This window comes from Acetobacter nitrogenifigens DSM 23921 = NBRC 105050 (assembly GCF_000429165.1).
Lineage (GTDB): Bacteria > Pseudomonadota > Alphaproteobacteria > Acetobacterales > Acetobacteraceae > Acetobacter > Acetobacter nitrogenifigens.
Window position 1 is genome coordinate 92,904 of record NZ_KE386853.1, and the last position, 25,483, is coordinate 118,386.

24 protein-coding genes are annotated in these 25,483 nt (G+C 63.2%); 16 read left to right on the plus strand and 8 right to left on the minus strand.

Annotated elements, in window-relative coordinates:
• Nucleotides 1–5: 5 nt before the first annotated feature.
• From G442_RS0119395 to fzlA, 5 genes are all read right to left on the minus strand, one after another.
• A complete protein-coding gene (locus G442_RS0119395; RefSeq protein ID WP_026399264.1) occupies nucleotides 6–974 on the minus strand; it encodes a D-2-hydroxyacid dehydrogenase in 969 nt (322 codons plus the stop codon).
• A 433-nt stretch (nucleotides 975–1,407) separates the two neighbouring features.
• Nucleotides 1,408–1,818, minus strand: a complete 411-nt coding sequence (locus G442_RS0119400) for a hypothetical protein (RefSeq protein WP_026399265.1) — start codon at nucleotides 1,816–1,818, stop codon at nucleotides 1,408–1,410.
• A 278-nt stretch (nucleotides 1,819–2,096) separates the two neighbouring features.
• A complete protein-coding gene (locus tag G442_RS0119405; RefSeq protein WP_051292570.1) occupies nucleotides 2,097–2,354 on the minus strand; it encodes a hypothetical protein in 258 nt (85 codons plus the stop codon).
• 249 nt (nucleotides 2,355–2,603) lie between these two features.
• Entirely contained in the window at nucleotides 2,604–3,812 is a 1,209-nt protein-coding gene (locus G442_RS0119410; RefSeq protein WP_026399267.1) for a BaiN/RdsA family NAD(P)/FAD-dependent oxidoreductase, read from the minus strand.
• Between the two features lie 23 nt (nucleotides 3,813–3,835).
• Nucleotides 3,836–4,504, minus strand: a complete 669-nt coding sequence (fzlA, locus tag G442_RS0119415; protein WP_026399268.1) for an FtsZ-binding protein FzlA — start codon at nucleotides 4,502–4,504, stop codon at nucleotides 3,836–3,838.
• A gap of 302 nt (nucleotides 4,505–4,806) precedes the next feature.
• Here fzlA and minC point away from each other — a divergent pair, with 302 nt between their 5' ends.
• From minC to minE, 3 genes are all read left to right on the plus strand, one after another.
• Nucleotides 4,807–5,538, plus strand: a complete 732-nt coding sequence (gene minC, locus G442_RS0119425; protein ID WP_035376982.1) for a septum site-determining protein MinC — start codon at nucleotides 4,807–4,809, stop codon at nucleotides 5,536–5,538.
• Between the two features lie 115 nt (nucleotides 5,539–5,653).
• The gene (minD, locus tag G442_RS0119430; protein WP_026399271.1) at nucleotides 5,654–6,469 is read left to right on the plus strand and encodes a septum site-determining protein MinD; all 816 of its coding nucleotides are present in this window, start codon (nucleotides 5,654–5,656) and stop codon (nucleotides 6,467–6,469) included.
• A complete protein-coding gene (gene minE / locus G442_RS0119435; protein ID WP_026399272.1) occupies nucleotides 6,466–6,828 on the plus strand; it encodes a cell division topological specificity factor MinE in 363 nt (120 codons plus the stop codon). The genes minD and minE overlap by 4 nt, the downstream gene beginning before the upstream one ends.
• A 269-nt stretch (nucleotides 6,829–7,097) precedes the next feature.
• On the opposite strand, the gene G442_RS0119440 is transcribed toward minE, so the two are convergent.
• Nucleotides 7,098–8,594, minus strand: a complete 1,497-nt coding sequence (locus G442_RS0119440) for a malate:quinone oxidoreductase (protein WP_026399273.1) — start codon at nucleotides 8,592–8,594, stop codon at nucleotides 7,098–7,100.
• Nucleotides 8,595–9,051: 457 nt separating this feature from the next.
• Here G442_RS0119440 and G442_RS0119455 point away from each other — a divergent pair, with 457 nt between their 5' ends.
• Nucleotides 9,052–9,483, plus strand: coding sequence for an OsmC family protein (locus G442_RS0119455; protein ID WP_026399275.1), 432 nt, complete (start codon nucleotides 9,052–9,054; stop codon nucleotides 9,481–9,483).
• Between the two features lie 42 nt (nucleotides 9,484–9,525).
• Here G442_RS0119455 and G442_RS23615 read toward each other — a convergent pair whose 3' ends face one another.
• Both G442_RS23615 and bioB read right to left on the minus strand, forming a co-directional pair.
• Nucleotides 9,526–10,449, minus strand: a complete 924-nt coding sequence (locus tag G442_RS23615) for a class I SAM-dependent methyltransferase (RefSeq protein WP_051292571.1) — start codon at nucleotides 10,447–10,449, stop codon at nucleotides 9,526–9,528.
• Entirely contained in the window at nucleotides 10,446–11,453 is a 1,008-nt protein-coding gene (gene bioB, locus G442_RS0119465; RefSeq protein WP_026399276.1) for a biotin synthase BioB, read from the minus strand. The genes G442_RS23615 and bioB overlap by 4 nt, the downstream gene beginning before the upstream one ends.
• 169 nt (nucleotides 11,454–11,622) lie before the next feature.
• On the opposite strand from bioB, the gene G442_RS23620 reads away from it, so the two are divergent.
• The 12 genes from G442_RS23620 to G442_RS0119530 all read left to right on the plus strand — a co-directional run bounded on the left by G442_RS23620 (nucleotide 11,623) and on the right by G442_RS0119530 (nucleotide 25,434).
• Nucleotides 11,623–13,353, plus strand: a complete 1,731-nt coding sequence (locus tag G442_RS23620) for a sensor domain-containing phosphodiesterase (protein ID WP_051292572.1) — start codon at nucleotides 11,623–11,625, stop codon at nucleotides 13,351–13,353.
• A 254-nt stretch (nucleotides 13,354–13,607) separates the two neighbouring features.
• Nucleotides 13,608–14,441, plus strand: a complete 834-nt coding sequence (locus G442_RS0119475) for an acyl-ACP desaturase (protein ID WP_026399277.1) — start codon at nucleotides 13,608–13,610, stop codon at nucleotides 14,439–14,441.
• Between the two features lie 75 nt (nucleotides 14,442–14,516).
• Entirely contained in the window at nucleotides 14,517–16,670 is a 2,154-nt protein-coding gene (locus tag G442_RS0119480; RefSeq protein WP_084440745.1) for a M13 family metallopeptidase, read from the plus strand.
• A gap of 126 nt (nucleotides 16,671–16,796) precedes the next feature.
• Nucleotides 16,797–17,546, plus strand: coding sequence for a glycine betaine ABC transporter substrate-binding protein (locus G442_RS0119485; RefSeq protein ID WP_026399279.1), 750 nt, complete (start codon nucleotides 16,797–16,799; stop codon nucleotides 17,544–17,546).
• 37 nt (nucleotides 17,547–17,583) lie between these two features.
• Nucleotides 17,584–18,618: a hypothetical protein gene (locus G442_RS24170; RefSeq protein WP_051292573.1), complete on the plus strand. Its 1,035-nt coding sequence runs from the start codon at nucleotides 17,584–17,586 to the stop codon at nucleotides 18,616–18,618.
• Nucleotides 18,615–19,121 carry a YdcF family protein gene (locus G442_RS0119495; protein ID WP_026399280.1) on the plus strand — a complete coding sequence of 169 codons (507 nt, stop codon included), beginning with the start codon at nucleotides 18,615–18,617 and terminating at the stop codon, nucleotides 19,119–19,121. Before G442_RS24170 ends, G442_RS0119495 begins: the two co-directional genes overlap by 4 nt.
• A 265-nt stretch (nucleotides 19,122–19,386) precedes the next feature.
• Complete coding sequence (fabD, locus tag G442_RS0119505; protein WP_026399281.1) at nucleotides 19,387–20,358, plus strand: ACP S-malonyltransferase; 972 nt, start codon at nucleotides 19,387–19,389, stop codon at nucleotides 20,356–20,358.
• A 420-nt stretch (nucleotides 20,359–20,778) separates the two neighbouring features.
• Complete coding sequence (gene fabG, locus G442_RS0119510) at nucleotides 20,779–21,519, plus strand: 3-oxoacyl-[acyl-carrier-protein] reductase (protein WP_026399282.1); 741 nt, start codon at nucleotides 20,779–20,781, stop codon at nucleotides 21,517–21,519.
• Between the two features lie 366 nt (nucleotides 21,520–21,885).
• On the plus strand, nucleotides 21,886–22,125 hold the full coding sequence (locus tag G442_RS0119515; protein ID WP_006557907.1) for an acyl carrier protein: 240 nt from the start codon (nucleotides 21,886–21,888) through the stop codon (nucleotides 22,123–22,125).
• Nucleotides 22,126–22,201: 76 nt separating this feature from the next.
• Complete coding sequence (fabF, locus tag G442_RS0119520) at nucleotides 22,202–23,488, plus strand: beta-ketoacyl-ACP synthase II (RefSeq protein ID WP_035376959.1); 1,287 nt, start codon at nucleotides 22,202–22,204, stop codon at nucleotides 23,486–23,488.
• Nucleotides 23,489–23,576: 88 nt separating this feature from the next.
• On the plus strand, nucleotides 23,577–23,825 hold the full coding sequence (locus tag G442_RS0119525) for a DUF3297 family protein (RefSeq protein WP_026399284.1): 249 nt from the start codon (nucleotides 23,577–23,579) through the stop codon (nucleotides 23,823–23,825).
• Between the two features lie 349 nt (nucleotides 23,826–24,174).
• Nucleotides 24,175–25,434 (plus strand): NAD(P)/FAD-dependent oxidoreductase, encoded by a 1,260-nt coding sequence (locus tag G442_RS0119530; protein ID WP_026399285.1) that lies wholly within the window; start codon nucleotides 24,175–24,177, stop codon nucleotides 25,432–25,434.
• Nucleotides 25,435–25,483 lie beyond the last annotated feature (49 nt).

Sequence of the window (25,483 nt, forward strand, 5' to 3'; positions counted from 1 at the left end):
CGGCGTTATGCGACCTGATTGATCAAACTCTCGCCCAGTGCGATGCGTCGCGCATTCTCGCGCAGGAGGTGCGCGACGCGCGCCTCGTATTCCGTCGTATCGCCAGCGCCGTGCGGAGAAATCATCACGTTCGGCATGTCCCAGAGCGGAGAGTCGCCCGGCAGCGGTTCGCGCTCGAACGTATCGAGGCCGGCTCCCGCGATTTTTCCCTGAACGAGAGCGGCGATCAGGTCTGCTTCAACGATGATCTGCCCGCGCGCGACGTTGATCACGATGGCGCTCGGTTTCATCCTGTCCAGCACGGCTGCGTTCAACATTCCGATGGTCTCCGGCGTCGCAGGACAGGTCAGCAGCACATAATCAGCGCTGCTCGCTGCGTCGGCGAAGCGCTCGTGCGGCTCCACGCTGACATCCAGATCCGTTGGCGCTGCGGCGTTCTGTCGGACCACGGTCACGCGCATGCCGAAGGCCAGACACAGGGCGGCGAGACGCGAACCGATAGCGCCAAAACCGACGATCACCGCGTGGGCTCCGTCCAGTTCCCGCCGTCGTAACGCTCGATCCGCCGACAGGCGCCGCCATTGATGCGCCCGTTGCGCGTCACGATCGGCGGCGAGCTGACGGGACAGATTGAGCGTCAGGCCGATCGCATGTTCGGCCACCGCGGCGGCGTTGACTCCGCGGGCGCTGCACAGCGCAACGCCACGTTCTCTGAAATCGTCGAGATCGTATTGATTCACGCCGGAACTGATCGATTGCAGCAGCTTGAGCTGTGGAGCCAGCGCCAGAAAACGCCGTTCCCACAGCGTCACGGTCACAAGAATTTCCGCATCCGGAAGGTGTTCGAGCAACTCGGTCTTGTTGGAGACCTGCACGCAGGAAGGTGGGTTTTCCCAGGTTTCCACGATGGATTTTATGTCGAAAAACGGATGAGCGATGACAATCTTCGGTTTGCCTTCAGCCCATAACGACATGTCTCTCTCCTGTTCGCACCGATCAAATTACAGTCTTTGACTCTGTATCGGTATCGATTCAATCCAGCGAGCGTGTTTTTGCTGTCGCGATGGCGCCGCAAGTGTCATCGACAGGGGCATTCGATCTGACCAGCGCCACGGACGGTCGCCAGGCGCGACTATTGTCATTCGAAAACCGAAAATAAAATGAAATCCGGTTGATAGATGAATGAGGATATTAAAATGGCGAATAGCGGCCGCAGAAACGTACGCCTGTAGCGGCGGCGGCCCGGCCAGAAAACGGTCGATCGGCAGGGCGAATCACCACAAGGCGACCGCCTTCGTCCGGTTGAATTCCCGCTATGCTCAGCCTTGTTCCCGGATGGGAAGGCCTGTTCCGTCGCGTTGATCGGCACAGCGCCTGATGCGCGGCCGCCGACACGACAGTTCGGTTTTACATGGAGCGTGCGGCGATCGCGGACAGGGTGGCGCCGATCGCTGCAACAGCCATCAGGGCGATGCCGTCGAAAATCAGGCCAGATGGAGTCAGGACATGCGTTCCGACCACGATCTGATGCGGGATGGCGTCGGCGATGTGCGACATCACGTCATGCGCCTGTGCGTCCACACTACCTGCGCTGGAAGAGACGGCGCCGACGACATGGGGCAGGGCGGCCCAGCCGACGCCAAGGATCAGCGCAAGAGGAGCCAGAAGCTCGGCGATCTGCTGAGCCATGTAGAAGGCGAAATAAACGACCGACCAGATCGCGATACGCACGAGCGGCAGCCACCGCTGGAGATTGCCTCTTGCGTCGGCCGAATGAGATGTTCGGCGCGCACTCAATGAGTCGCGGCTGGCGTCCATGGCTAACGTCTTTCTTTCATCGGAAGTGGTGCGGTCGTGACACTCAATCGCGGACCAGTCGAAACGGCAGCCGCGCTATACCCCTTGGACCTAGCGCCCGTCTCCCTGAAAAGCAATTCCCGGACGTGTCTGGCGCAAGAAATGCGCAGTCGGCTGTCAACAGGCTCAGCCTTTCAGTCGCGTGTCGATACGCGAATGAAAGGCTCGGTTCCTGCCGGACATGGTCCGTGCAGAGCTTCAAAGCGCAACAGTCCGATGACGCTTCAGTTCATGCAGCCTTACTTGAGATAGACGCGTCCGTAGGATGCCGCGCCCAGACCGGGGCAACTGCACGGCGCTCCCAACGGCGTCGCGGTCGGAAGCTGGCACGTATAGAAACCGGCCTTGCATGTGCCGCCCAGCGGCGTGTTAGGCGGATATGAACCGGGCGCCACGGGCGTGCCAGGCTGCCCCGTGCATGCCGCCAGCGCGAGGGCGGCAAAAACTGCGGCTGCCTTTACGGGACGAATCCGGCGAATGGACGGGTGTGAAATCATCTGAACGCAAGCCCCCTGGCTTCGATAACGTCTTTCGTCTCTGACGGCATACGAGCGTGACCTCGCGCCGCCGCTTTCCGGTTAACGTTCGGCCAATAATGAAGATGCAGATCGTAACGCTGCTTTGTAACTATGAGCGCCGTTCATGGCATGTTTGCGGCATGTTGTTGCACTGCTGCGTCGGGCGGAGCCCTCAGGCTCTAGGCTCTAGGCTCTAGGCTCTAGGCTCTAGGCTCTAGGCTCTAGGCTCTAGGCTCTAGGCTCGTCTCGCTCTTCGGCGATGGCGAGACCCGCTGCGCGTCCACTCGCCCAGGCCCAGTGAAAATTATATCCGCCCAGCCATCCGGTGACATCCACGGCTTCCCCGACGACGTACAGCCCGGGAACGGAGTTGCACTCCATGCTCCGGGATGAGAGCGCGCGCGTATCGACGCCGCCGAGCGTCACTTCCGCCTTCGCATAGCCCTCCGTTCCCACCGGGGTCACGCTCCAGTCATGGATCGCGGCGGCGGCCGGACGAATCAGACGATCGGACCAGTCTGCTGCAGGCTTGTCACCCAACAGTCGTGGCGCAAGCGCTTCGGCGAGCCTCCGGGGCAGCCAGTTCGCCAGTACGGCGGGCGCGTGGGCGCGCGGGCGTTCCCTGCGGACGGTCTGAAGAAGAGAGAGCGGATCCTGGCCCGGCAGGAGATCGACGCCGAACGGTTCTCCTTCGCGCAAGTAGGACGAAATTTGCAGAATCGCCGGGCCGGACAGGCCGCGATGCGTGAACAGCATCGCCTCGTCGAAATGCGTTTTCCCGAACCGCGCCCGGACCGGCAGCGAAACCCCCGACAGATCCGTCATCCAGCCAAGGTCGTCGTTCCCGACCCGTAGCGGCACAAGACCCGGACGCGGCGCAATGACAGGGACGCCAAAGCGGTGGGCGAGGTCATAGGCGAAGCCGCTGGCGCCGATCTTGGGGATCGAGGGGCCGCCCGTCGCCAGAACCAGCGCCGGAGCCTCCAGCACTCCGCGGCTGGTCGTGACGCGGAACATATCGCCGCGTGAGACGTCCGAGACGCTTTCGCCAAGACGCATGGCCACGTTCCCCGCCGCACACTCGTCCAGCAGCATGGAGAGGATGGCGGTGGCCGAACCGTCGCAGAATAGCTGGCCAAGTGTCTTTTCGTGCCACGCGATCCGATGGCGATCGACCATTGCGATGAAATCGGCTGGCGTGAACCGCGCCAGAGCCGACCGCGCGAAGTGCCTGTTGCCCGAAAGAAAACGATCCGGCGCGACATGAAGGTTTGTAAAGTTGCAGCGACCGCCGCCGGAGATCAGGATTTTCCGCCCGGCCTGTGCGTTGTGGTCAATGACGGCGACGCGCTTTCCTCGCTGCGCCGCTGACAGCGCGGTCATGAGGCCGGCCGCTCCGGCGCCGAGCACTATGGCGTCAAACGCCTCAGCTTTCATGGTCGCGTCGCTTCTGTGCGCGGTCAGAAATCGAGATTGGCGTAATAGGCGGGGGGATTGATCCCGGAGACTCGGTCGTTGAGTAGCGGCCGGAAGCTGGGGCGGGACTTGATGCGCGCGTACCAGTCATGCGCGGCGGGCGTCTTGCTCCAGTCGATGTCGCCGATGAAATCGAGGCAGGACACGTGGGCCGCCGCTGCGAAGTCGGCGAGCGACAATGCGCCGCCCGCGAGCCAGCTCCGTGATTCCGCGAGTTGCCCGATATAGTCGAGATGCGGCTTGATGTTGGCGTACCCGACGCGCAGCGCCGTTCCGTCGGGGTTGCCGCGACCGCTCAGCCGCTTGAACACCTTTTCGCCGAGCAGATTGTTGGTGACGTCACGCGCAAATTTCTGGTCGAACCACGCGACCAGCCGCCGTATCTCCACCCGCTCAGCGAGCGTGCGCCCGAGAAGGCAGGGGTCCGGATATGCTTCCTCAAGATACTCGCAGATGACGTTCGAGTCCGGAATGACCAGCCCGTTTTCCTCCACGAGAACCGGAACCTCCCCGGCGGGGTTGAGGTTCGCGAACTCGCGACGCTGCTCCCAGACGCGTTCGGTGAGCGGCTCGAAAGGCAGTCTCTTTTCGCCCAGCATCAGCCGCACCTTGCGGCAGTAGGGCGACAGGGGGAAATGATGAAGGATGCGCATGACGCACGATTTACGGCATCGCGGACAGCCGCGCCAGTGTGTAACCCGTGCGTGACGCGCATGCTCGGGCGACGCAAGACGTATCGCACGCGAAACGCCGTCCCGCCTCCCTTCGCCACTGCGGTCGGCTTTTTTCGCGCCTCAATCGTGTTGCTGGTGATGACGCGTACCCGCACGGGTTGTCTGGCGGAGGCTATTTTGGGCTATACGCAATAGATGATTCGACGCGGCGGCTCGCTGCGCGACGACGATTGAAGCGGAAAGACGACCAGACAGTGACAGCCCCGACTGCCTCCCAGTCCATTCCCCCATCGTCCGACGCGGCGTCTTCTTCGGCCTCCACCGCCGCGCCCCTGCGGATCAGGGCTGGAGGACGCTCGTTTCTGGCGCTCGTCCTGACGCCCGAGGCGCCGCTCGACGGCTGGCTGATTGCGCTGGACAGGCAGATCGAACGTTCTGCAGGGTTTTTCGCGGGGAAGCCGATCATCCTCGACCTGAGCCTTGCGCCCGCGGATGACCCCGGATTGCCGTCTTTTCTTCCTGCCTTGCAGGAGAGGGGCGTCCGCGTCATCGGCATTGAGGGAGCAGATCGGTCCGGGAGCGCATTCGCGGAGTGGGACTGGCCTGAAGGCTTCATCGGCGGGCGGGATTCCGCAGCGGCTGACGTGCCTGACGAAGCAGAGGAGCAGCCACCGGCGCTTCCGCCGGGCGCGCTCGTCATCGAGCAGCCGGTTCGCTCCGGGCAGCAGATCGTGTGGCCGGAGGGCGACGTCGTCATTCTTGGATCAGTCGCCTCCGGCGCCGAGATTTCGGCTGGCGGTTCAATCCATGTTTACGGTGCGCTTCGTGGCCGTGCGATCGCGGGGATCGTTGGACGCCCGGACGCCCGGGTTTTCGCCCGTGTGATGCAGGCCGAATTGCTGGCGATCGACGGGTTCTACGCGGTGGCGGACGAGTTTGATCCCGAGTTGGTGGGCAAGCCCGCTCAAGCGCTCCTTGAGGGCGAAAGCCTGATTTTGCGTCCTCTTCCGTAAGAGTTTCGCCGTTCGTGGGGATTACCGTTGCCCGCGCGGACGCCTGTTCATTAAAAAAACACATCGGACTCGTTTAACGGTACGAGTCGACATGAAATAAAAAGGCGAATTCTATATGGCGCAGGTTCTCGTCGTCACATCCGGGAAAGGCGGCGTCGGTAAAACGACCACGACCGCAGCGCTCGGCGCGGCGCTCGCGAAAACGGGCAAGACCGTTGCGGTCGTCGACTTCGACGTCGGTCTGCGGAATCTCGATCTGGTGATGGGAGCCGAACGGCGGGTCGTCTTCGATCTGGTCAACGTCATCCAGGGCGACGCCAAGCTGGCGCAGGCGCTTATCAAGGACAAGCGTATCGACACGCTGTCGCTGCTGCCCGCGTCCCAGACGCGCGACAAGGACGCGCTGACGTCCGAAGGCGTCGCGAAGGTGATGGACGAGCTTCGCGAGAAGTTCGATTGGGTCGTCTGCGACAGCCCGGCGGGCATCGAACGCGGCGCGCAACTGGCCATGTATCACGCGGACAAGGCGGTGATCGTGACCAACCCGGAAGTGTCTTCGGTGCGCGACAGCGACCGCATCATCGGGATGCTCGACAGCACGACCGAGAAAGCGAAGGCTGGCGAAAAGGTCGAGAAAAACCTGCTTCTCACGCGCTACGATCCGGCCCGCGCCGCGCGCGGCGAGATGCTGAGCGTCGACGACGTTCTGGAGATTCTCTCCATCCCGCTGATCGGCATTATCCCGGAAAGTCAGGACGTGCTGCGCGCCTCTAACCTGGGTTCGCCCGTTACGCTGGCGGCCCCGGAAAGCGGTCCCGCGCGGGCGTATTTCGACGCCGCCCGTCGTCTGGCGGGTGAAAAGGTCGATATCACCGTCCCGACCGAGCGGAAGGGACTTCTCGACTGGCTCTTCAAGCGGGGTGCGGCATGAGCTTTCTCGCAAATTTTTTCGGCAAACGCAGTTCCGCGCCGGTCGCCCGCGACAGGCTCCAGATTCTTCTGGCCCACGAGCGCGCAAGTGTCGGGGAAGGGAAGTCGGATCTCCTTATCCAGTTGCAGCGTGAGATCATGGAAGTGATCCGCCGCCATGTGTCCGTTGATCAGGACAAGGTGCAGGTGAAGCTGGATCGTGGCGACAACTGTTCGACGCTGGAAATCGACATCGAGGTGCCGGGTCTGGAATCCGCCGTGAAGGCCGCCGAGGCCAAGAAGGACGAGAAGGAAGCCAAGGCTCCGTCAGAAGAAAAGACGCCTGAGAAGACCAAGACGGACGCGGCCGGAAAGGCCTGAAGCCTCACAGCGGAATGCGGCCGCCCCAGGCACCGGATTCCGCTGGGCGAACGGGAGTGAACCTCGCCGCTATGGCGTGGTGTAGACGGAGGGCTGCGTTTCTGGCCCCTCGTGGCGAGCCTCGCTGCTTGACCTGCGGGGGCGCAAGAAGGTTGGCGACAATCTGTCGGTATCGTCACCCGATCAGACTGGATCGCCTGATCGGGCGCGGCGTTTAACGAGTAAAAATGCGAGCGACTCCACCGGCCCGATAGCCGGTGGAGTCTATCTCAGTCTTCGAGTTGCAACGCTTCGGTCGTCGATTTGCGCAACTGCGCGCAGAGTTCTGGCTCATTCGCCAGCTTCTTGCCGTAAGACGGCACGATTTCTTTCAGCTTGGGCTCCCATTCGGCGAGCTTTTCGCCGAAGCACCTCTGGATCACCGTCAGCATGATTGGCGCGGCTGTGGACGCGCCGGGCGACGCGCCAAGCAGCGCCGCCACCGTACCGTTCGCCCCGGTAATGACTTCCGTGCCGAACTGCAGAACGCCGCCTTTCTTTGCGTCAGGCTTGATCACCTGCACACGCTGACCCGCGACGACCAGTTCCCAGTCCTCGTCGCGTGCGTCTGGCACGAATTCGCGCAGCGCCGCCATTCGCGCCGACTGCGTCTGAAGCACCTGCTGGATCAGATATTTCGTGAGATCCCAGTTGTCGCGCGCCACGCCGAGAATCGAACGCAGGTTGCCGCTCTTTACCGATAGCGGAAGGTCAAACAGCGAGCCCTTCTTGAGGAAGCGCGTCGAGAACCCCGCATAGGGTCCGAACAGGAGCGCGGGCTTGCCGTCGATCATGCGGGTGTCGAGGTGCGGCACGGACATCGGCGGCGCGCCGACCGAGGCCTTGCCGTAAACCTTGGCGCGATGCGCACGGATGACGTCCGGATTCTTGCAGCGGAGGAATTCGCCGCTCACCGGGAAACCTCCGACGCCTTTTGCTTCAGGAACGCCACTCTTCTGTAGCAACGGCAGGGCCGCGCCGCCCGCGCCGATGAACACGAAACGCGCGCTGACGGTGCGTGTCTGACCAGAGCGGACGTCCTTGGTCTTGACCAGCCAACGGCCATCGGCCTGACGCGTCAGGTCAGTGACCTCGGTGCTCGTGCGCAGCGATACGCCGGACTTCGCCTTCAGCGCGCGGAACAGCAAGTGGGTCAGCGCGCCAAAATTGACGTCGGTGCCGGAGGAGATCCACGTCGCGGCAAGCTTCTGTCCGCCTGCGCGATTCTTCATGATCAGCGGCATCCACTGGCGCAATTGCTCCGGATCTTCGGAGTAGCGCATGCCTTCGAACAGCGGGTGGTCCTTCAGCGCATCGTAACGGCGGCGGAGGAAATCCGTGTTCGCGTTGCCCCAGACGAAGCTCATATGCGGGATCGGGGTGATGAAGTCGCGTGGGTTCGCGATCTGCCCTGTGGTCACGAGATAAGACCAGAACTGCCGCGAGATCTGGAACTGTTCGTTGACGTTGACCGCCTTGCTGATGTCGATGCCGCCGTCGGCGGTCTCCGACGTGTAGTTAAGCTCGCACAGAGCGGAATGGCCCGTGCCCGCGTTGTTCCACGGCATCGAGCTTTCGAGCGCGACATCGTCGAGCCGCTCGTAGATGTCGATCGTCCAGTTCGGTTCAAGCGTCTTGAGGAACGTGCCGAGCGTGGCGCTCATGACGCCGCCGCCGATCAGAACTACGTCCGGCGTCGCTTGTGATTCGGCAGAGGCAGCGGTCATTGGGCACTCCTGACTGGACGCGCGCAGCTATCACGGCGCGGAAAGTTGGCCGGGCCGGAGAATGGCGCGTCGCAACGATGAGGGGAAGACGCCGGACGCCGATTGGCCGGACTGGCGCACCGTCTGGCGCGCTTCGCCAGTTGGCGCGGGATCGACGAACAGAGCATTGCTTTTCATATGAACGGAAATATGGCGTCGGGCGGCATCATCTCTTTGCGAGCGTGACGCAGGTCCGAACTGAACGCATACCCGCCATGTTGGCAGCGGACTGCGCCTCCGGCGATGAAAGCGTGCGAAATGACTTCGTGGCCCGATTGCCTGAACCGCTTTCTGGCGCTGGCAACCGCCTTGCGCGCTACAGACGCGCGCTCCACGTTTGCGGAGGCGGCGGTTCCGCTGCAATGGCGGCGAGATTCCTCGTCCGCCTGCGGCGTGCGTCAGGAATTAGGAGAGCGACATGACCATCAAGAAATTCGGTACGGCCCATTGGGAAGGCGGAATCAAGGACGGCAAGGGCCTGATTTCGACCGAAAGCGGGGCGCTGAAGGAGCAGCCCTATGGCTTTAACACGCGCTTCGAAGGCAAGCCGGGTTCGAATCCGGAAGAACTGATCGGGGCCGCCCATGCCGCCTGCTTCACCATGGCTCTGTCGTTGATTCTGGGTGAGGCTGGCTTCACGGCTACCGGGCTCGACACGCGTGCGACGGTTTCTTTGGAAAAGCAGGATGGCGGCTTTGCGATTCCGGCGATTCATCTGGAACTGACTGGCACGGTGCCGGGCGCGTCGCAGGAGCAGTTTCTCGAACTGGCGCAGAAGGCGAAGGCCGGCTGCCCGGTCTCCAAACTGTTCAAGGCCGACATTACGCTCGACGCAAAGCTTTCGGCGTAAAGGAACGACGTCAGGATCAGCCCCTCAGGCTGATCCTGATCGTTACCGGGCAGCGACAGGACCGATCTGAATCCCCTTACTGTCTGCGGGCGCGGCGGTGGAGGCGACGACGACATGTGCTCCGGCTTCTTCGCCCGGAGCTGGCGGCTCCGTTCCGAAGCGTCGGGCCAGCCCGCCCTTGTTGTAGTCGATCGTCTGCGCGAAGCCGCGTTCTGCGAGCAGCGCGTGCATTTCGGACGGCTGGAACCGGCTACGCCACGGTTCCCCTCGGGTTTTCACGTTCTCGCTCCAGCCGGTAAGAAATTTTTGCGCCTGTGGCGGGTAGTTTTCCAGCGGCTCCGAGTAATCGAAGACGATGGTGGAGCGGGGCGTCTTCGCTACGACGTCCAGTGTGGCCGAGATAGAGCCGCGGGTCAGGTAGATAGCGACGCCCAGCCAGACGAAAACTGTTGGCGCAGCAGGGTCGAAACCTGATTCCGCGAGGATGGCGGGCAGAGTCTTGCGTTCGAAATCGGCTTCAACGAAACGCAGAGTGGCTGGAATCTGGATTTCGGCCTCGACGATGCGTCGACGCTTGAAGTCCTGCATCGCGGCACGATCAAGTTCGAACGTCGTCAGGTCGGGATACGGGTTGCGAAGTCCGAAGGTGTCGAGGCCTGCTCCCAGTATGACGGCCTGCCTCAGACCATCCCGCGTCGCGCGCTGGCCGATGACGTCGTTCGCGATTCGGCTGCGCGCGGCAATAAATCGCCGTATCCCGCCACGTCTCAGGTGTTCGTCGGACTGCGCCAGTTCCATGGGATCGGGCGCCGCAGGCCCGAGTATCGGGACAGCCAGCGGATCTGAAAAAATTGACCCGCGGTCGATGATCTGGTGCTCGGCGCGCAGGCGGGCGACGCCGACCGCCGTTGAACGCCAGAGATCAGGCGCTTCCGAAGGAGACTCAAGCGCGCCTTTTTGGTTCACGCCTTCGCCATGCTCGTACGCATGCCAAGCCGGTCGATCAGCTTGCGATCGCGCGTGGCGGCCGGATTCGGCGTGGTGAGCAGACGCTCGCCGTAGAAGATCGAATTCGCGCCAGCCATGAAGCAGAGCGTCTGCGCCTCGTCCGTCATGTTTTCACGCCCTGCTGCAAGGCGCACGTGGCTCGACGGCATGGCGATACGCGCGGCGGCGATGACGCGGACGAAGTCGATGGGATCGACGGCTTCGGCTGAGGCGAGCGGCGTTCCCGCGACGCGAACGAGAAGGTTGATCGGCACGCTTTCGGGATGCTTGGGCAGGGAGGCGAGGGTGGCGAGCAGACCGGCGCGGTCGGACTCGTCCTCCCCCATGCCGACGATGCCGCCGCAGCACACGTTGATGCCCGCGTCGCGGACGTTGGCGAGGGTGTCCAGACGCTCCTGATACGTGCGGGTCGTGATGATCTCGCCGTAATATTCAGGGGAGGTGTCGAGGTTGTGGTTGTAGTAATCAAGGCCAGCGTCACGCAGACGGGCGCTCTGTTCGGCGTCGAGCATGCCGAGGGTGACACAGGTCTCGAGGCCCATAGCCTTCACGCCCTCAATCATCTGGCAGACGGTGTCGAGATCGCGCTCCTTGGGGGAGCGCCACGCCGCGCCCATGCAGAAGCGCGCAGCTCCTGCGTCGCGCGCGCGGCGCGCTTCGACCAGCACTTTCTCGACCGCCATCAGTTTTTCAGCTTTCACGCTCTCCTCGTGGCGGGAGCTTTGCGGGCAATACGCACAGTCCTCCGGGCAGCCGCCGGTCTTGATGGACAGCAGCGTGGAGATCTGGATTTCCGTCGGGTCGAACCAGGCGCGATGCGTGGTCTGGGCGCGATACATCAGCTCCGGAAACGGCAGGGCCAGCAACTGCTCGATGTCCGCGCGGGTCCAGTCGTGGCGCGGCATGGGCCGCGACGCGTCAGAGGACGAAAGGGAAGAGCTGAAGGCGCCGCCATCGGCCATGCGTAAATTCCTGCTTTGATCGTGTCTCTGCGGCCGGTCCGGGGATGAACGTCGCTCGCGCGAACAGGGACTGGCGTCGCGGCGCGCGAAAGCACGCCTCGGGGATCGCTTAAATCATCGTTATCCTCTGTGAGGCAAGGTCCGTGCAAACACTGTTCGCGCGGGGGGTATGGAGACCGACAGGAAGAACGATGCGGCGGGAGAGCCTGACCGCCGCCTGGAGCGCCTTGCCGCGCTCGCCTTCGCTGCGGCCGACGTGCTGTTCGAGGTCGATCGGGCGTTGCGGATCCGCCATGTGGGCGGCGCGGCGGTCAGGCTCACCGGCCATAAGCCGAAGTCGCTCAAAAACCTGTCTCTGTTTGATCTTGTGTCGCCCAGCGACAGGCTGCTGCTGCGTCGCGCGATCGAGGAATTTGAGGAGAAAGGGGCGATCGCCCGCCTGACTCTCCGTTTTCTGCGGCCGAACGACGCTTCCGTTACAGCGATTTTGGGACTCGCCGCGCTCCCGGGGGCTCCGGGCGAGCGTCTGGTCACGGCCACTATCGTCGATCGTTCCTTCGTCGCCTGCGCGGATCAGGACGGCCTGATGAGCCGGAGCAGCTTCCTGGACTTCGCCAAGCGGCTCGTCTCCCAGCCGGGGGAGGCTACGCGCTATCGCGTCGTCATGCTCGCCCTGCCGGACCTCGTGCGCAGCGCGACCCTCAGGCAGACGGGCATAGGCAAAGCGTTCCAGGGAGAGGTGGAGGCGATTCTCCGGATGCATGCCGAAGGCGGCGGCGTCACCCGGCTTTCCGATGGTTCATTCGCCTATGTGGCGACGAGCGAGGACAGCGAACGCATCGTCGAACGCAAGATACAGGAGGTGACGGAGTCTCTTCTCGCTTCTGTTCGCATCAGGGATCTGCCGCTCGATTCAAGCCTGATGGAGCAGAAGGAAGTCGAAACCGCGATGGATTTTGCGCTCTCCGCCTTTAACGAGGACATCGCCGACGCCTTCTCATTCAAGAGCTTGCCGGAATGTCTCGCCGCAGCGTCTCGCAACGATCGGGGACTAGCGAGTTCCTGCCGTAACATCATTGAGGACGAGACGTTTTTTCAAGTTCTGCAGCCGGTCATCGCTTTCAAGACTGGTCATGTGCAGCATTACGAGGTGCTCACCCGTTTTGCCGAAGGCGTCGCACGGGGGCTCGCCAATACGAGTGAGTTCGTGAAGGTCGCGGAGCGGATCGGCATGATCAACACGTTCGATCTGCTGAACTGCGTCAAAACATTGAAGTTGCTTGAAAAGCTTCCTGCAGGCGTCAAACTCGCGCTGAATCTCTCCGGCCGCTCCATGCAGTCTCCGGAATTCGGGGAGCGTCTCCTGAACGTGCTGGACAGCGAGAGCAGGAACGTCGCCGCCTCCCGCTTGCTGATCGAAATCACCGAAACGAGCGGGATCGTGGATTTTGATGCGCCGACAGAGCTTGTGCGGAAGCTGCACGCACGCGGCCACCACATATGCCTCGACGATTTCGGCGCCGGCGCCATGAGCTTCGAGTATTTGAGACGATTCCCTGTCAGCTATATCAAAATCGACGGGCAGTTCTTCCGGAGCGCGATGAGCAATTCCCGCGACCGTATCCTTGTCCGGGCCATCGCGCGTTGCAGTTTCGACGTCGGTTGTCGCACCGTTGCGGAAATGATCGAAACGGAGATGGAGGCCGCTCTGGCGCGCGAACTGGGTATTGAATGCGGCCAGGGCTGGCTGTTCGGGCGGCCTGTCACAGCAGACGCCCTGCTGGCCGCCTCCACAAAGATGCCTGATATCGGGACGCCTGCCACGCCGCTGCAACAGGCTGCGACGCCTGTCACAAACATTCAGCGTCAACGCCGTCCCGCTACGACGGCTGATTCCTGACTCGCTTTCGTCTTCGTAACTTCGTCGCCAGGACGCACGAACGCGTCGCACGGGTTGCGCAAGGTTTCTTGACGCATCGAATTTTTGGGCGCAGGCGAGGGGGTCAAGCCGCTGGCTGGCGCCTCCTGTGACGGTCGCGCCGCCGGTAGCCTGTATCCGCGTCAGGCGATGGCCTGGCCCGGCCTGCCCGGAAATACGCGGAGGTCGGACAACGGTGGCGGCCGTGACTGAAGAGGAGCCGACACGGGGTTGGAATGAAGCACTGGCGCATTGATCAAATGGACTGGGACAGCTTCCAGCCATCCCGTGTGGACCCTGACATTATCGCCGTCGTGAAGGCCGCTTCCGTCGTCGAACGGAACGGCGTGGACTACGCGGTCTATCTTAACGGCGTTTTTTCGGACGATGCGGATTTCCAGAAGGCCGCCGACAACTGGGCGGTTGAGGAAGTGCAGCATGGCGACGCGCTTGGCCGCTGGGCCATGCTCGCCGACCCGACCTGGAATTATCCGGAGGCGTTCGAGCGTTACCGGTCGAAGTTTTCTATCGACCTGAACGCAACTTCCTCCGTTCGGGGGTCCCGAACTGGGGAACTGATCGCCCGGTGCATGGTGGAGACCGGCACGTCGTCCTTCTACTCGGCGTTGGCCGACGCGACCGACGAACCGCTGCTCAAGGCGATCTGCAAGCAGATCGCGGCTGACGAGTACCGTCATTTCAAGCTGTTCTACGACCATATGCAGCGCTACCTGAAGCGCGAGCGTCTGGGCGCGTGGACGCGCGCGCGCATCGCGCTTGGCCGTGTGACGGAAAGCGAGGACGACGAACTCGCGTCCGCCTACCACACCACGAACGAGCCCGAATCGATGTCCTATGACCGGAAGCGCTGCATCGCGGCGTATATGTCCCGAGCGATGGGCGTTTATCGCCGCAAGCATCTGGACCGGGTCACGGGCATGATCTTCAAGACAATTGGTTTTCGTCCCCATGGCCGGTTACATTCGCTGGCCTGCTCATTGACCTATGCACTTGTGCGGATGCGTCAGAAGAGCTTCGCCCGCGCGGCGTCGGCCACCGCCTCAGCCTGAGGCGAGCATTTCCAACGGGAGGGGCCGACCCTCTATCGAAACAGACGTCGTTCCAACAAAAAGAGGAAATCCCGAATGGTACGTTCGATTGCGGCGTTTGGGGCCGCGAGCCCGCGCCCTGCCTCGCGCGATGCTTCGTCCTGCGCGACGTTAGCGGGTGTCCCGCGTCGGCGCGTCTTCGCCACGCTGCTCGCGACATGCGCTTTCGGATCGCTTCTGGCCGCCGGGCAGGCAGGCGCCGCGACCCAGACGAAGCAGCAGACAGCCTTCGGAACCTGGGGGTTCGATCTCGCGGGACGCGACACGGCAGTCAAACCGGGCGACAACTTCTTCGAATACGCCAACGGGACGGAAGTGCGCGCCATCGTGATCCCACCCGATCGCACCTCTTTCGGTCCGTTCGACCGGCTGCGCGAGCTGTCGCGTGAGCGGGTGCGGGCGATTCTGACCGATCTGGCGAAGAAGCCGAGCGCCGATCCGAAAACCAGCGACGAGAAGCTGGCGACGTATTACACGACGCTGATGGACGCGGCGGCCATCGAGAAACTCGGCGCTGCCCCTCTTGCGGAAGATCTGGCGGCCATCCGCGCCGTGGCGACGCCTGCGGCTTTCGCTCACCTCACAGGCGCTGGCCAGAGTTCGTTCCAGTATTCCGCCTTCGCGATGGGGATCCAGCCGGACGCCAAGGATCCGACGCGCTTCGCCATCTATGTCGATCAGGGCGGCACGGGCCTGCCGGATCGGGATTATTACCTGAAGCCGGAATTCGCCGCGAAGAAGCAGGCGTATCAGGCCTATATCGAGAAGATGCTGGGTCTGGTCGGGTGGCCCGATGCGAAGGCTCGTGCTGCCGATATCGTCGCCTTCGAGACCTCGATCGCGCAGGTCCAGTGGGCGCGCGCCGACATGCGCGACCCGGACAAGACCTATAACCCTCGCTCGGTGGCGGAACTGAAAGCCCAGGCCCCCGGCTTCGACTGGGATGCGTGGCTCGCCGGGGCTGGCATTACGACTGCGCAGGCGGATGCGGCGAAGCTGATTGTCGAAGAACCGTCCGCAATTACGGGCGAAGCGAAGATCCTCGGGCAGACGCCGCTGCCGACCTTGCAGGCCTGGCTTGCGTTTCATCTGGCGGACAACGCGGCGTCGGACCTGTCGGATGCTTTTGTGCAGGCGTCTTACGAATTCAACAACAAGACGCTGGCCGGGCAGCCGCAACTAGCGGAGCGCTGGAAGCGTGTCACCGACGCGACCGATCACGCCATGGGCTGGGCGCTCGGGAAGATCTATGTCGATCGTTATTTCCCGCCCGAGAGTCGGGCGAAGATGCAGGCGCTGACGCAAAAACTCAAAGCCGCGTTCCGCGTGCGCCTCGAGCATAATGCGTGGATGTCGGCGCAGACGCGTGAAGCTGCGATCCGGAAACTCGACAACTTCGAAATCCAGATCGGCTACCCGAAAAAATGGCGTGATTACGCGTCTCTTACCGTGCGTCCTGGAGACGCTTACGGCAACGCCGCTCGAGCCATCGGCTTCGAATGGAACTACTGGCTGGGGCATCTGGGCAAGCCGGTCGATCGTGACGAGTGGGATATGACCCCGCAGACGGTCAACGCCTACAACAACCCCGTGTTCAACGAAGTAGTCTTCCCCGCATCCATTCTGCAGGCGCCGTTCTTCGATCCGAAGGCCGATCCCGCGATCAACTACGGCGCCATCGGCGGCGTGATCGGTCACGAAATGACGCACGGCTTCGACGATGAAGGCCGGAAATTCGACGAGCATGGCCGCCTGAAGGATTGGTGGACCAAGGAGGACGCTGCGCGGTTCGACGCGCTCGGCGCGAAGTATGGCGCGCAATACGACGCGTTCGAGGTGCTGCCCGGCGTGCATCTGAACGGCAAGCTGACGATGGGCGAGAACATCGCCGATCTTGGTGGAATCACTCTGGCGGTCGACGCCTACCGTGCGTCTCTGGGCGGCAAGGCGGCGCCGGTCGTCGCGGGCCTGACAGGCGATCAGCGGGTGTTCCTCGGCTGGGCGCAGGTCTGGCGGCAGAAGGTGCGCGACGATCGCGCGCGCCAGCTTGCGGTCGTGGACCCGCATTCGGCCCCTGCTGCGCGCGTGAACCTGCCGATGCACAATGTCGACGCCTGGTATGATGCGTGGAATGTGCAGCCGGGAGAGAAGCTGTATCTGGCGCCGGACGCCCGCGTTAAAATCTGGTAGACGGTCGCGCAGTCCCGCCCGTCGCCATTTGCGCGGGGTGGGCGGGAAGCTGACACCGGTCCTGTTCTGGCGGGACGATGAACCCGACCTCCGGCCTCCGCTGGCGCGGTCGTGGAGGATGGTTTTATGACGACATTGACCCTCGGTTATCGCAACGCTCCCGAGCACGCCGCTGTCGCAGCCGCCGTGGCGCGTGTGCTTGAAGCGCATGACATGGAGCCGGAATACGTCACCGGCCCCGATCAGGCGCTGACCGAGATGCTTGAAAGTGGTGAGCTCGACGTGTTCGCAACCGCGTGGTTGCCGAGCGTGGACGCCGCCTGGGTTTCGGAGACGGTGGAGGCGCGGGGCGATCTTTACCGTCCCACGTTCTGCTGTTGCGTCGCCGACACACCGGAACTGGCGGGCGTCGCGTCTCTGTCGGATCTTGCCGCATCGTCCGCTTCGCGAAATCTGCTTGTGCCTGCTTCCGTCCTGCCGCGTGTGCGGCAGATGGTGGGAAGTTACGGGCTGACGGAAGCAGGGTTCACCATCGAGGCTCAGCCGGATGAGGAGGCGTTTGAGGCTCTGGCCGCCGCTTTCGCCGCAGGAGAGCCGGTCGTGGCGGCGTTGTTTGCGCCGAACTTCCTGTTGCATCGTTACGCGCTTCGGACGCTGAACGACCCGCGCGGCGCGCTGGGCGGGGAACAGACGGCGCAGCTTCTGATCAACCGTAGCCGGGCGGAGAGGCTGGACTCCGATCTGCTGGACGAACTCGACGAACTCACGCTGGGCAATCGCGTCGTCAGCGCGCTGGACGACGCCGTGCGTCATGGCGGCATGACAGCCGATGACGCAGCCGAAGCGTGGCAACGGGGACGCCTGCTGCCACGCTGACGCATGACGCGTCTTCACGCGGATACTGGAGGCGCCGATGGTCGTTGATGTGGCGAGGCTGCGGACACTGATAGTTGGCGCTGCGGCCGCGCCCCCGTCCTGGGTCGCCGATGCGGTCACTCTCTGGCGTGACGACGTGATAAACGTCTGGGAAGAGGCGTCGCGTAGCGATGCGGGGACATGCCTCGATACTCTCCCGATCGATGACGACGCCGGTTTCGATCTGATTCTATGCGCGGCCCCGCTCGACGCGCCGAACGGGGCGCAGCGGCTGCTTGAGCGGCTGTCCGGACTGCTGAGCGTCAACGGCGTAATTCTGGCTGCCGCACGTGTTGGCGAGCTGGTGAACGGCGACGCCGTGATGCGCCGTCTTTTCGAAAAGATGTCCGCTGCGCCGAAGGAAGATGCCGCCACGTGTTTTGCGCGACTTCGAGAGCCCCCTTCGCGTGCTGCGGCGATCATCGCGACGCCGCCCGTCATGCCTGACGACGGTGGTCCCCGTTACACGATTTCGGAGCTTTCGACTCTGGTCGAAGCCGCAGGGCTCACAATCGACGATCCATATCCGCGCGCCTGCTACGACATCGCGCTTCTACTGGAAAGTCAGCCGCGTCTGTGGGATTGTGCGGCCAACCTGTCCGCTTCGGAGCGTCGGGCGGCGGCGTTCGCATTATGCGTCCCCGAGGTTCCGCCCGGCGAAACCCTGCTGCATGTCGTCTCACTTCGCCCTGCAGCCGCTCCGGCGCGATCGTATGAAGCTTCGGCGATTCCCGTGCTGCTTGGTTGCACGGGCATCGCTCTCTCGATGTCAATGACGGACGATCATTTCCTGCCAGTCCAGATCGGCGCCGTTTCGGCTATGCTGCCGTTGCCGCCGCAGGCGCGTGGGGTTGCTCCGCTTATCGACGGGCGACGCGGAGTCGCGGATCTGGCGCGCATGCTCGCCACGCGTGGCGTCGATCAGGCGCAATTCGATGCGGTGTGGGGCCAGATGGCGGCGACGCTGCAAGCTCTCGGGGCTCTGGGGTTCCGGCCCAGCGCAGCGTCCGGCGACGTCACGCAGGCGTCGTGACGCCCATCATCATTTTCGGCGCAGCCTTGCGCCCGGATGGAAGCGCGACGGAGACGTTGCGCCGCAGGATCGCCGCCGCTGTGGCTCATGGCTGGCGGATCGGCGACGCGCTCTATGTGCCGACTGGCGGCGTTCCGCAGTCGGGCGTCACCGAGGCGCAGGTCATGACCGCGCTGTTGCTCGACGCCGGAATCGCGCGGGACGCGATTCTTCCGGAAGATCGCGCGGGCGACACCTGCGATTCGGTTCTGATCTGTTCGGATATGCTGCGCGAACTGGGGCATCGTGGGCCGGTGTCCATCGTGACCAGCGATTTTCATATGATGCGTTGCGCGGCGATGGCGCTGTTCGCCGGATGGAGAATCACGCGGGTTCCCGCCACCGCGCTCCACCCGCGCGGTCGCGCGTGGCGGATGTGGGTCTGGGCGCGGGAGTTCCCGGCGACGGCATGGGATGTGGCGCTCGTCGTCCTGTGGCGCGCGGGGGTGATGAAGACGCCCTGAGCCATGCGTGGGGCGGTCGGCCCGGTTGACACGGGGCGCGGATTTTCTTCATCAGGACGCGCGACGCTGTAATGGCGGCGTTGCTGAGGCAGGTTGGACGTCTTTTTCGATAACCGCATCGTTCTGCGGCGTGTCGTGAAATCGGATGAAACGCCAGCAGCCTCCGTCGTCGCGCCCGACGTAACGGGCTTGCGGCCAATTCATCATCTGACAGGACGTCTCGAGGGCTCAGCGGGCGCCTTGTAGCGTCGCTCTGGAGTGGTTCATGCCCGTTTTTGCTTTCGTATTCCCCGGCCAGGGTAGCCAGTTTCCCGGTATGGGAGCCGATCTTGCCGAGGCTTTCCCGGTCGCCCGCGAGGTGTTTCAGGAAGTCGACGACGCCCTGAACCAGCATCTGTCGAAGATCATTTTCGAAGGACCGGCAGAGGCGCTGACCAGCACGGAAAACACACAGCCAGCGTTGATGGCCGTGTCTATGGCGGTGCTGCGGGTTCTTGAAAAAGAAGGCGGCTTCACTCTGGGGCAGAAGGCGACGCTGGTCGCGGGCCACTCGCTCGGTGAATATGCGGCGCTCGCCGCCGCCGGGGCGTTCGGTGTGGCGCAGGCTGCACGCCTGTTGCGCCTGCGTGGCGAGGCGATGCAGCGCGCGGTTCCGGCCGGAGAGGGCGGCATGGCGGCGTTGATCGGCGTTGACGCTGAACAGGCCCGCGCGATCTGTGAAGCCGCTGCGGTTGTTTCCGAGGAAGGCAAGCCGGATCGTCTGGAGACGATCGAACTGGCCAACGATAACGGCGGCGGTCAGATCGTCATTTCCGGGCAGATCGGGGCGATCGAACGCTCACTGGTCATCGCCAAGGAAAAGGGCGCCAAACGGGCGGTGAAGCTTCCCGTGTCGGCTCCGTTCCACTCTTCGCTCATGCGTCCTGCGGCCGACGCCATGGGAGAGGCGCTGGAGCGCGAGACGATTGCGGCGCCCGTGGTGCCACTGGTCGCCAATGTGACGGCCGCGAAGGTCACTGCCCCCGATGCGATCTGCGATCTTCTGGTGCATCAGGTGACCGGAACGGTGCGCTGGCGCGAAAGCGTCGATGCGATGGCCGGCATGGGCGTCGACACGTTCGTGGAGATTGGCGCGGGCAAGGTTCTTTCGGGTCTTATCCGCCGCATCGCCCCTGATGCGGCTGCGCAGTCGGTGGGAAGCGTCGCGGATGTCGAGGCGTTTCTGAAAGGCGCCTGAATAGAGTATTGCCGCTGAATTCTGGTTCAGTGGAAATACTATCGCCGTTTGCTTCAACGAGCATTTGGTCCTGGATAACTGATTCCAGCTGAACAGGGCCTGCTCCAGAGGTTTCGACGTCACAACATCCGTTTGATGCGGGCGGGAGCGTTTCTTTATTGCGTTTGTGGCGGCGCAACGGGGGGCATCTACCGGATTCAGGCCCCGCCTTGTCCGTAGATTCGTCACGGGCGCTGTCGCCGTCGACGGCAGGCTGTCCTATAGGGGCAGGGACAAAGAGGCGGGTCGCCCCCCAAGCCCTGAGGAATTTCTTCTGCGGGGAGGTGCGGCCGGCTTCGACTGCATTGGTTTCAGCGTGAACGTTGGAAGGGGCGGTTCGCCTCAAATACATTCGGGCGCGCGACAGATACGGAAAACGAAATGTTCGATCTCACCAATAAAATCGCGCTCGTGACGGGCGCTTCCGGCGGCATCGGCGCCGCGATCGCCCGACGCCTGCATGAGCAGGGGGCGACGGTGGTCCTCTCGGGCACGCGCGAATCGGCCTTGAGCGAACTGGCGACGGAACTGGGCGAGCGCGCGCATGTTGTGGCCGCAGACCTGTCCGATCCGGCCGCCGCCGATCAACTCGTGGCGCGGGCCGAGGCGGCTGCGGGCGCGCCGCTCGATATCCTCGTCAACAACGCCGGACTGACCCGCGACATGCTGGCCATCCGCATGAAGGACGAGGACTGGTCGAAGGTTCTCGACGTCGATCTGGCCTCGCCGTTCCGCCTGTGCCGCGCCGCCCTCAAGGGCATGCTGCGCCGCCGCGCCGGGCGGATCGTCAACATCTCTTCCATTGTGGCGGCGACGGGCAATGGCGGGCAGGCGAACTACTCCGCAGCCAAGGCCGGTCTGGTCGGCATGACCAAATCTCTGGCGCAGGAAGTCGGCTCGCGTGGAATCACGGTGAATGTCGTGGCCCCGGGCTTCGTGGCGACGGCGATGACTGACGTGCTTCCCGATGCGCAGAAGGAGAAGCTGTCGGACGCGATTCCGCTCGGGCGTATGGGCGCGCCTGACGACATCGCTGCGGCGGTCGTTTATCTGGCGTCGGACGAAGCTGGCTGGGTGACGGGAAGCACGCTGCACGTCAACGGCGGCATGGCCATGATCTGAACGCGATGACGGTTTGAACGTTACGTGGATGATCGTCATGCATCGGGGCGCTACGTGGATGAAAATACGGCGTCTCCGGCCGGGGTTCCGGGGAAAACTGGAGGCGTAAGGGGAGTCGGGAGGGAGGTCGTCCGGCAGTTCGGTCGGCGGCGCAAGCATCGCGTCAGGCGCATCGCCGAGGGCTTTGCCGAGCCGGTTCTCTGCAATCGCCTTGGCGAGGGTAAGAAAACCATGCTAATCGCCCCCCTGCCTCGTTGGTATAGACATGGGTTGAGCCGTTCGGCCGCCCGGCCCGGCGGGTAGTCAGGCAGAACGAGCGCCTAGCAATCGCCCGCATCCCTTTGGGCACACAGGAAGCAGAGACACATGAGCGAAATCGCTGACAAGGTTAAGAAGATCGTAGTCGAGCATCTCGGCGTCGAAGAGAGCAAGGTCACGCCGGAAGCGTCGTTCATCGACGATCTGGGTGCAGACAGCCTCGACACGGTTGAACTGGTGATGGCCTTCGAAGAGGCGTTCAACGTCGAGATTCCGGAAGATGCGGCCGAGAAGATCGCGACCGTCAAGGACGCCATCGACTACATCGAGAAGCAGAAGGCGGCCTGAGGCCCCCAAAACTTACGGCGGGTTCCGGTTACAGGCGGAGCCCCCCTTTTCACGCTGGAATGAGGAGCGGACTAGCTTGTTGCAGTCGGCTGGATCTGATTTAGGCCGGAGACGCGTCGTCGTCACAGGCATGGGCATGGTGACGCCGCTGGGCGTCGGCGTCGAGAACGTCTGGGGGCGTCTTGTCGCTGGCGAGAGCGGAATCGGCCGTATCCGATCGTTCGATCCGAGCGAACTCGCCGCGCATGTCGCGGGCGAGGTCCCCGAAGGACCGACGGCCGAAGGCAAGCTGACGCTCGACGAGTGGATCGCTCCGAAAGACCAGCGGAAAATGGACCGCTTCATCCATCTCGGACTTGTGGCGGCGACTGAAGCCGTTCTGGATTCGGGATGGACGCCGGAGGCGGAGGAAGATCGCTGCGCCACTGGCGTGATGATCGGCTCCGGCATCGGCGGCCTCCAGACCATTTATGATGCATCGATCACGGTGCATGAGGGGCGGGCGAAGCGTCTTTCGCCGTTCTTCATCCCGTCGGCCCTGACGAATCTTGTGTCGGGTCATCTCTCGATCAAATACGGCTTCAAGGGCCCGAACCATTCAGCCGTCACCGCGTGCGCCACGGGCGTTCATGCGATCGGCGACGCGGCCCGCCTGATTATGCTCGGCGACGCCGATGTCATGATCGCGGGCGGCGCAGAGGCGGCCGTGTGCAAGCTCGGCATCGCCGGGTTCTGCTCCGCGCGAGCACTGGCCACCAGCTTCAACGAAACGCCTGAGCGCGCATCTCGTCCGTGGGACAAGGATCGCGACGGCTTCGTCATGGGCGAAGGCGCGGGCATCGTCGTGCTTGAGGAATATGAACACGCCAAGGCGCGTGGCGCGAAGATTTACGGCGAAATCATCGGCTATGGCATGTCCGGAGACGCCCACCACATCACGGCTCCGGCCGAGGGGCATGAGGGTGCGTTCCGCGCGATGAAGGCGGCGTTGAAGAGCGCAGGCATCACTCCCGGCGAAATCGGCTACGTCAACGCTCACGGCACGTCGACGATGGCCGACGATCTGGAGCTTGATGCAGTCGAACGCCTGTTCGCTGACGACGCGTCCAAGGTGGCGATGTCTTCGACGAAATCCGCCATCGGGCATCTGCTCGGCGCTGCGGGCGCAGTCGAGACGATGTTCTCCCTGCTTGCGATTCGCGATCAGGTCGCTCCGCCGACGCTCAACCTCGACAATCCGTCGCGCGAGAGCGCCATCGACCGCGTCGCGCATGAGTCGCAGGCCCGCAAGGTGAACGTCGCGCTGTCGAACAGCTTTGGCTTCGGCGGCACCAACGCAAGCATTCTGGTGCGCGGAGTCTGACGCGCCGCTGATCGCAGTTCACGCGAGGTTCCATAAGCCCGGCCGCCGCGCCGTGGCTGCGGTGCTCGTGTAGCCTTACAGGACCATCATGACCGACACTCCCTCCCAGACCGTTCCGGATCGTCTTTCGGTTCACCCTTCAAGCCCGTTCTACAACGAGGAATTGCTCGAGCGTGGCATCGGCATTCGGTTCAAGGGCGTTGAGAAGACCAACGTTGAAGAATACTGCATCAGCGAAGGCTGGGTTCGTGTCGCGGTCGGCAAGACGCTCGATCGGCGTGGCAATCCCATGACCATGAAGCTGAGCGGTCCCGTTGAGGCGTGGATCAAGGACTGACCCACTGCCAGGGGCGTCGATCTTCGTGGTCGGCGCCTTATTTGATTCCGGGGGCTTCTCGCCTAGGCGTTCTCGACGGGGCGCAGGAAAAATGCCTCTGGCGACCGTGGCAGGAGCCGCGTTACCCACCCTGCATGCGCCAATGCCTTGGTAGGATCGCTTCGTTTTATCTGCCTCTGTTATCTTGTAATCCTTGTCCGTCTTGCTGACGTTTAGTCGCCCGGCCTGATCGGAGTTATTCCGGCGGTGCGTGGCTGGCGTCTTGCGAATTGGTGACGAAGGGCGCACGGTCCGAGACTTTCAAACGCCTGCTCGACGCGGCGGCTACATTGAAAGCGGAGCATCGCAGATGACAGATTCGGAAACCGTGGCTCAGCCTGATCAACAATTCACCGTCCTGATCGTCGGCGGCGGCGCGGCGGGAATCGGAGTGGCGGCCAGGCTCCGCCGTGAACGTCCGTCATTGTCGATCGCAATCATCGAACCGGCGACGACTCACGCCTATCAGCCGGGTTGGACGCTTGTCGGCGCAGGCGCGATGACGTTGAAGCAGACGCTGCGGCAGGAGGGGGGACTCATCCCGTCTGGCGTGACATGGCTTCGCGCCGCTGCGTCGTCTTTCCAGCCCGAGAATAATATCGTCACGCTGGAAGACGGGCGTCGGATTGGCTACCGCCGTCTGGTGGTCTGCCCCGGCCTGCAACTGGACTGGAACAAGATCGAGGGGCTTGCGGACACGCTGGGCAAGAATGGCGTGTGCAGCAATTACTCCGCCACCAGCGTCGATTACACGTGGACGTGCATCCAGACGCTGAACGGCGGCACGGCGTTGTTCACTCAACCGCCGATGCCAATCAAATGCGCCGGCGCGCCGCAGAAAATCGCTTATCTGGCATCGGATTTCTGGCGCAAGGAAGGGACGTTGAACCGGACAAACGTCGATTTCCTTCTGGCTGGCGATGCCCTGTTCGGCGTCGGGTATTACTTGCCGTCGTTGCAGTTCGCCGTCGATTATTACGGGATCAACCTGCGCTTCAAACACAATCTGGTTGCGGTGGATGGCCCTGCACGGACAGCAGTGTTCGAAGTGATCGGCCCGGACGGCGCAACCTCGCGCGTAACGCGTCAGTTCGACATGCTGCATGTCACGCCGCCCCAGAGTGCGCCGGATTTCGTCAAGGCAAGCCCGCTTGCGGGGCCCGGAGGCTGGGTGGAGGTCGATCCGGCCACATTGCGACATGTGCGGTATGACACGGTGTTCAGTCTGGGTGACGTGGCGGGAACCAGCAACGCCAAGACGGCGGCGGCGGTGCGGGCGCAGACGCCGATAGTTGTCGCCAATCTTCTGGCGTCTCTGGACGGGCGTCCGGTCACCGGAACATATGACGGATACGGCGCGTGCCCGCTGACCGTCGGCTATGGCAAGGTGGTTTTGGCCGAGTTCCTGTACGGAGGTAAACCCGCACCGAGTTTCCCCTATGATCAGCGGGAGCCAAGCAGTTTCGCCTGGTTCATGAAGACCAGGGTTTTCCCGCGCGTTTATTGGAATATGCTGTTGACCGGGCGCGACATTAACGTTCCGCACCATCCGAACTGGGCCAAGCAGTAAGGCTTCTTAAAGCCGTTGTTTGCTGCGAGGCGAGGGAGCGTGATGCGGG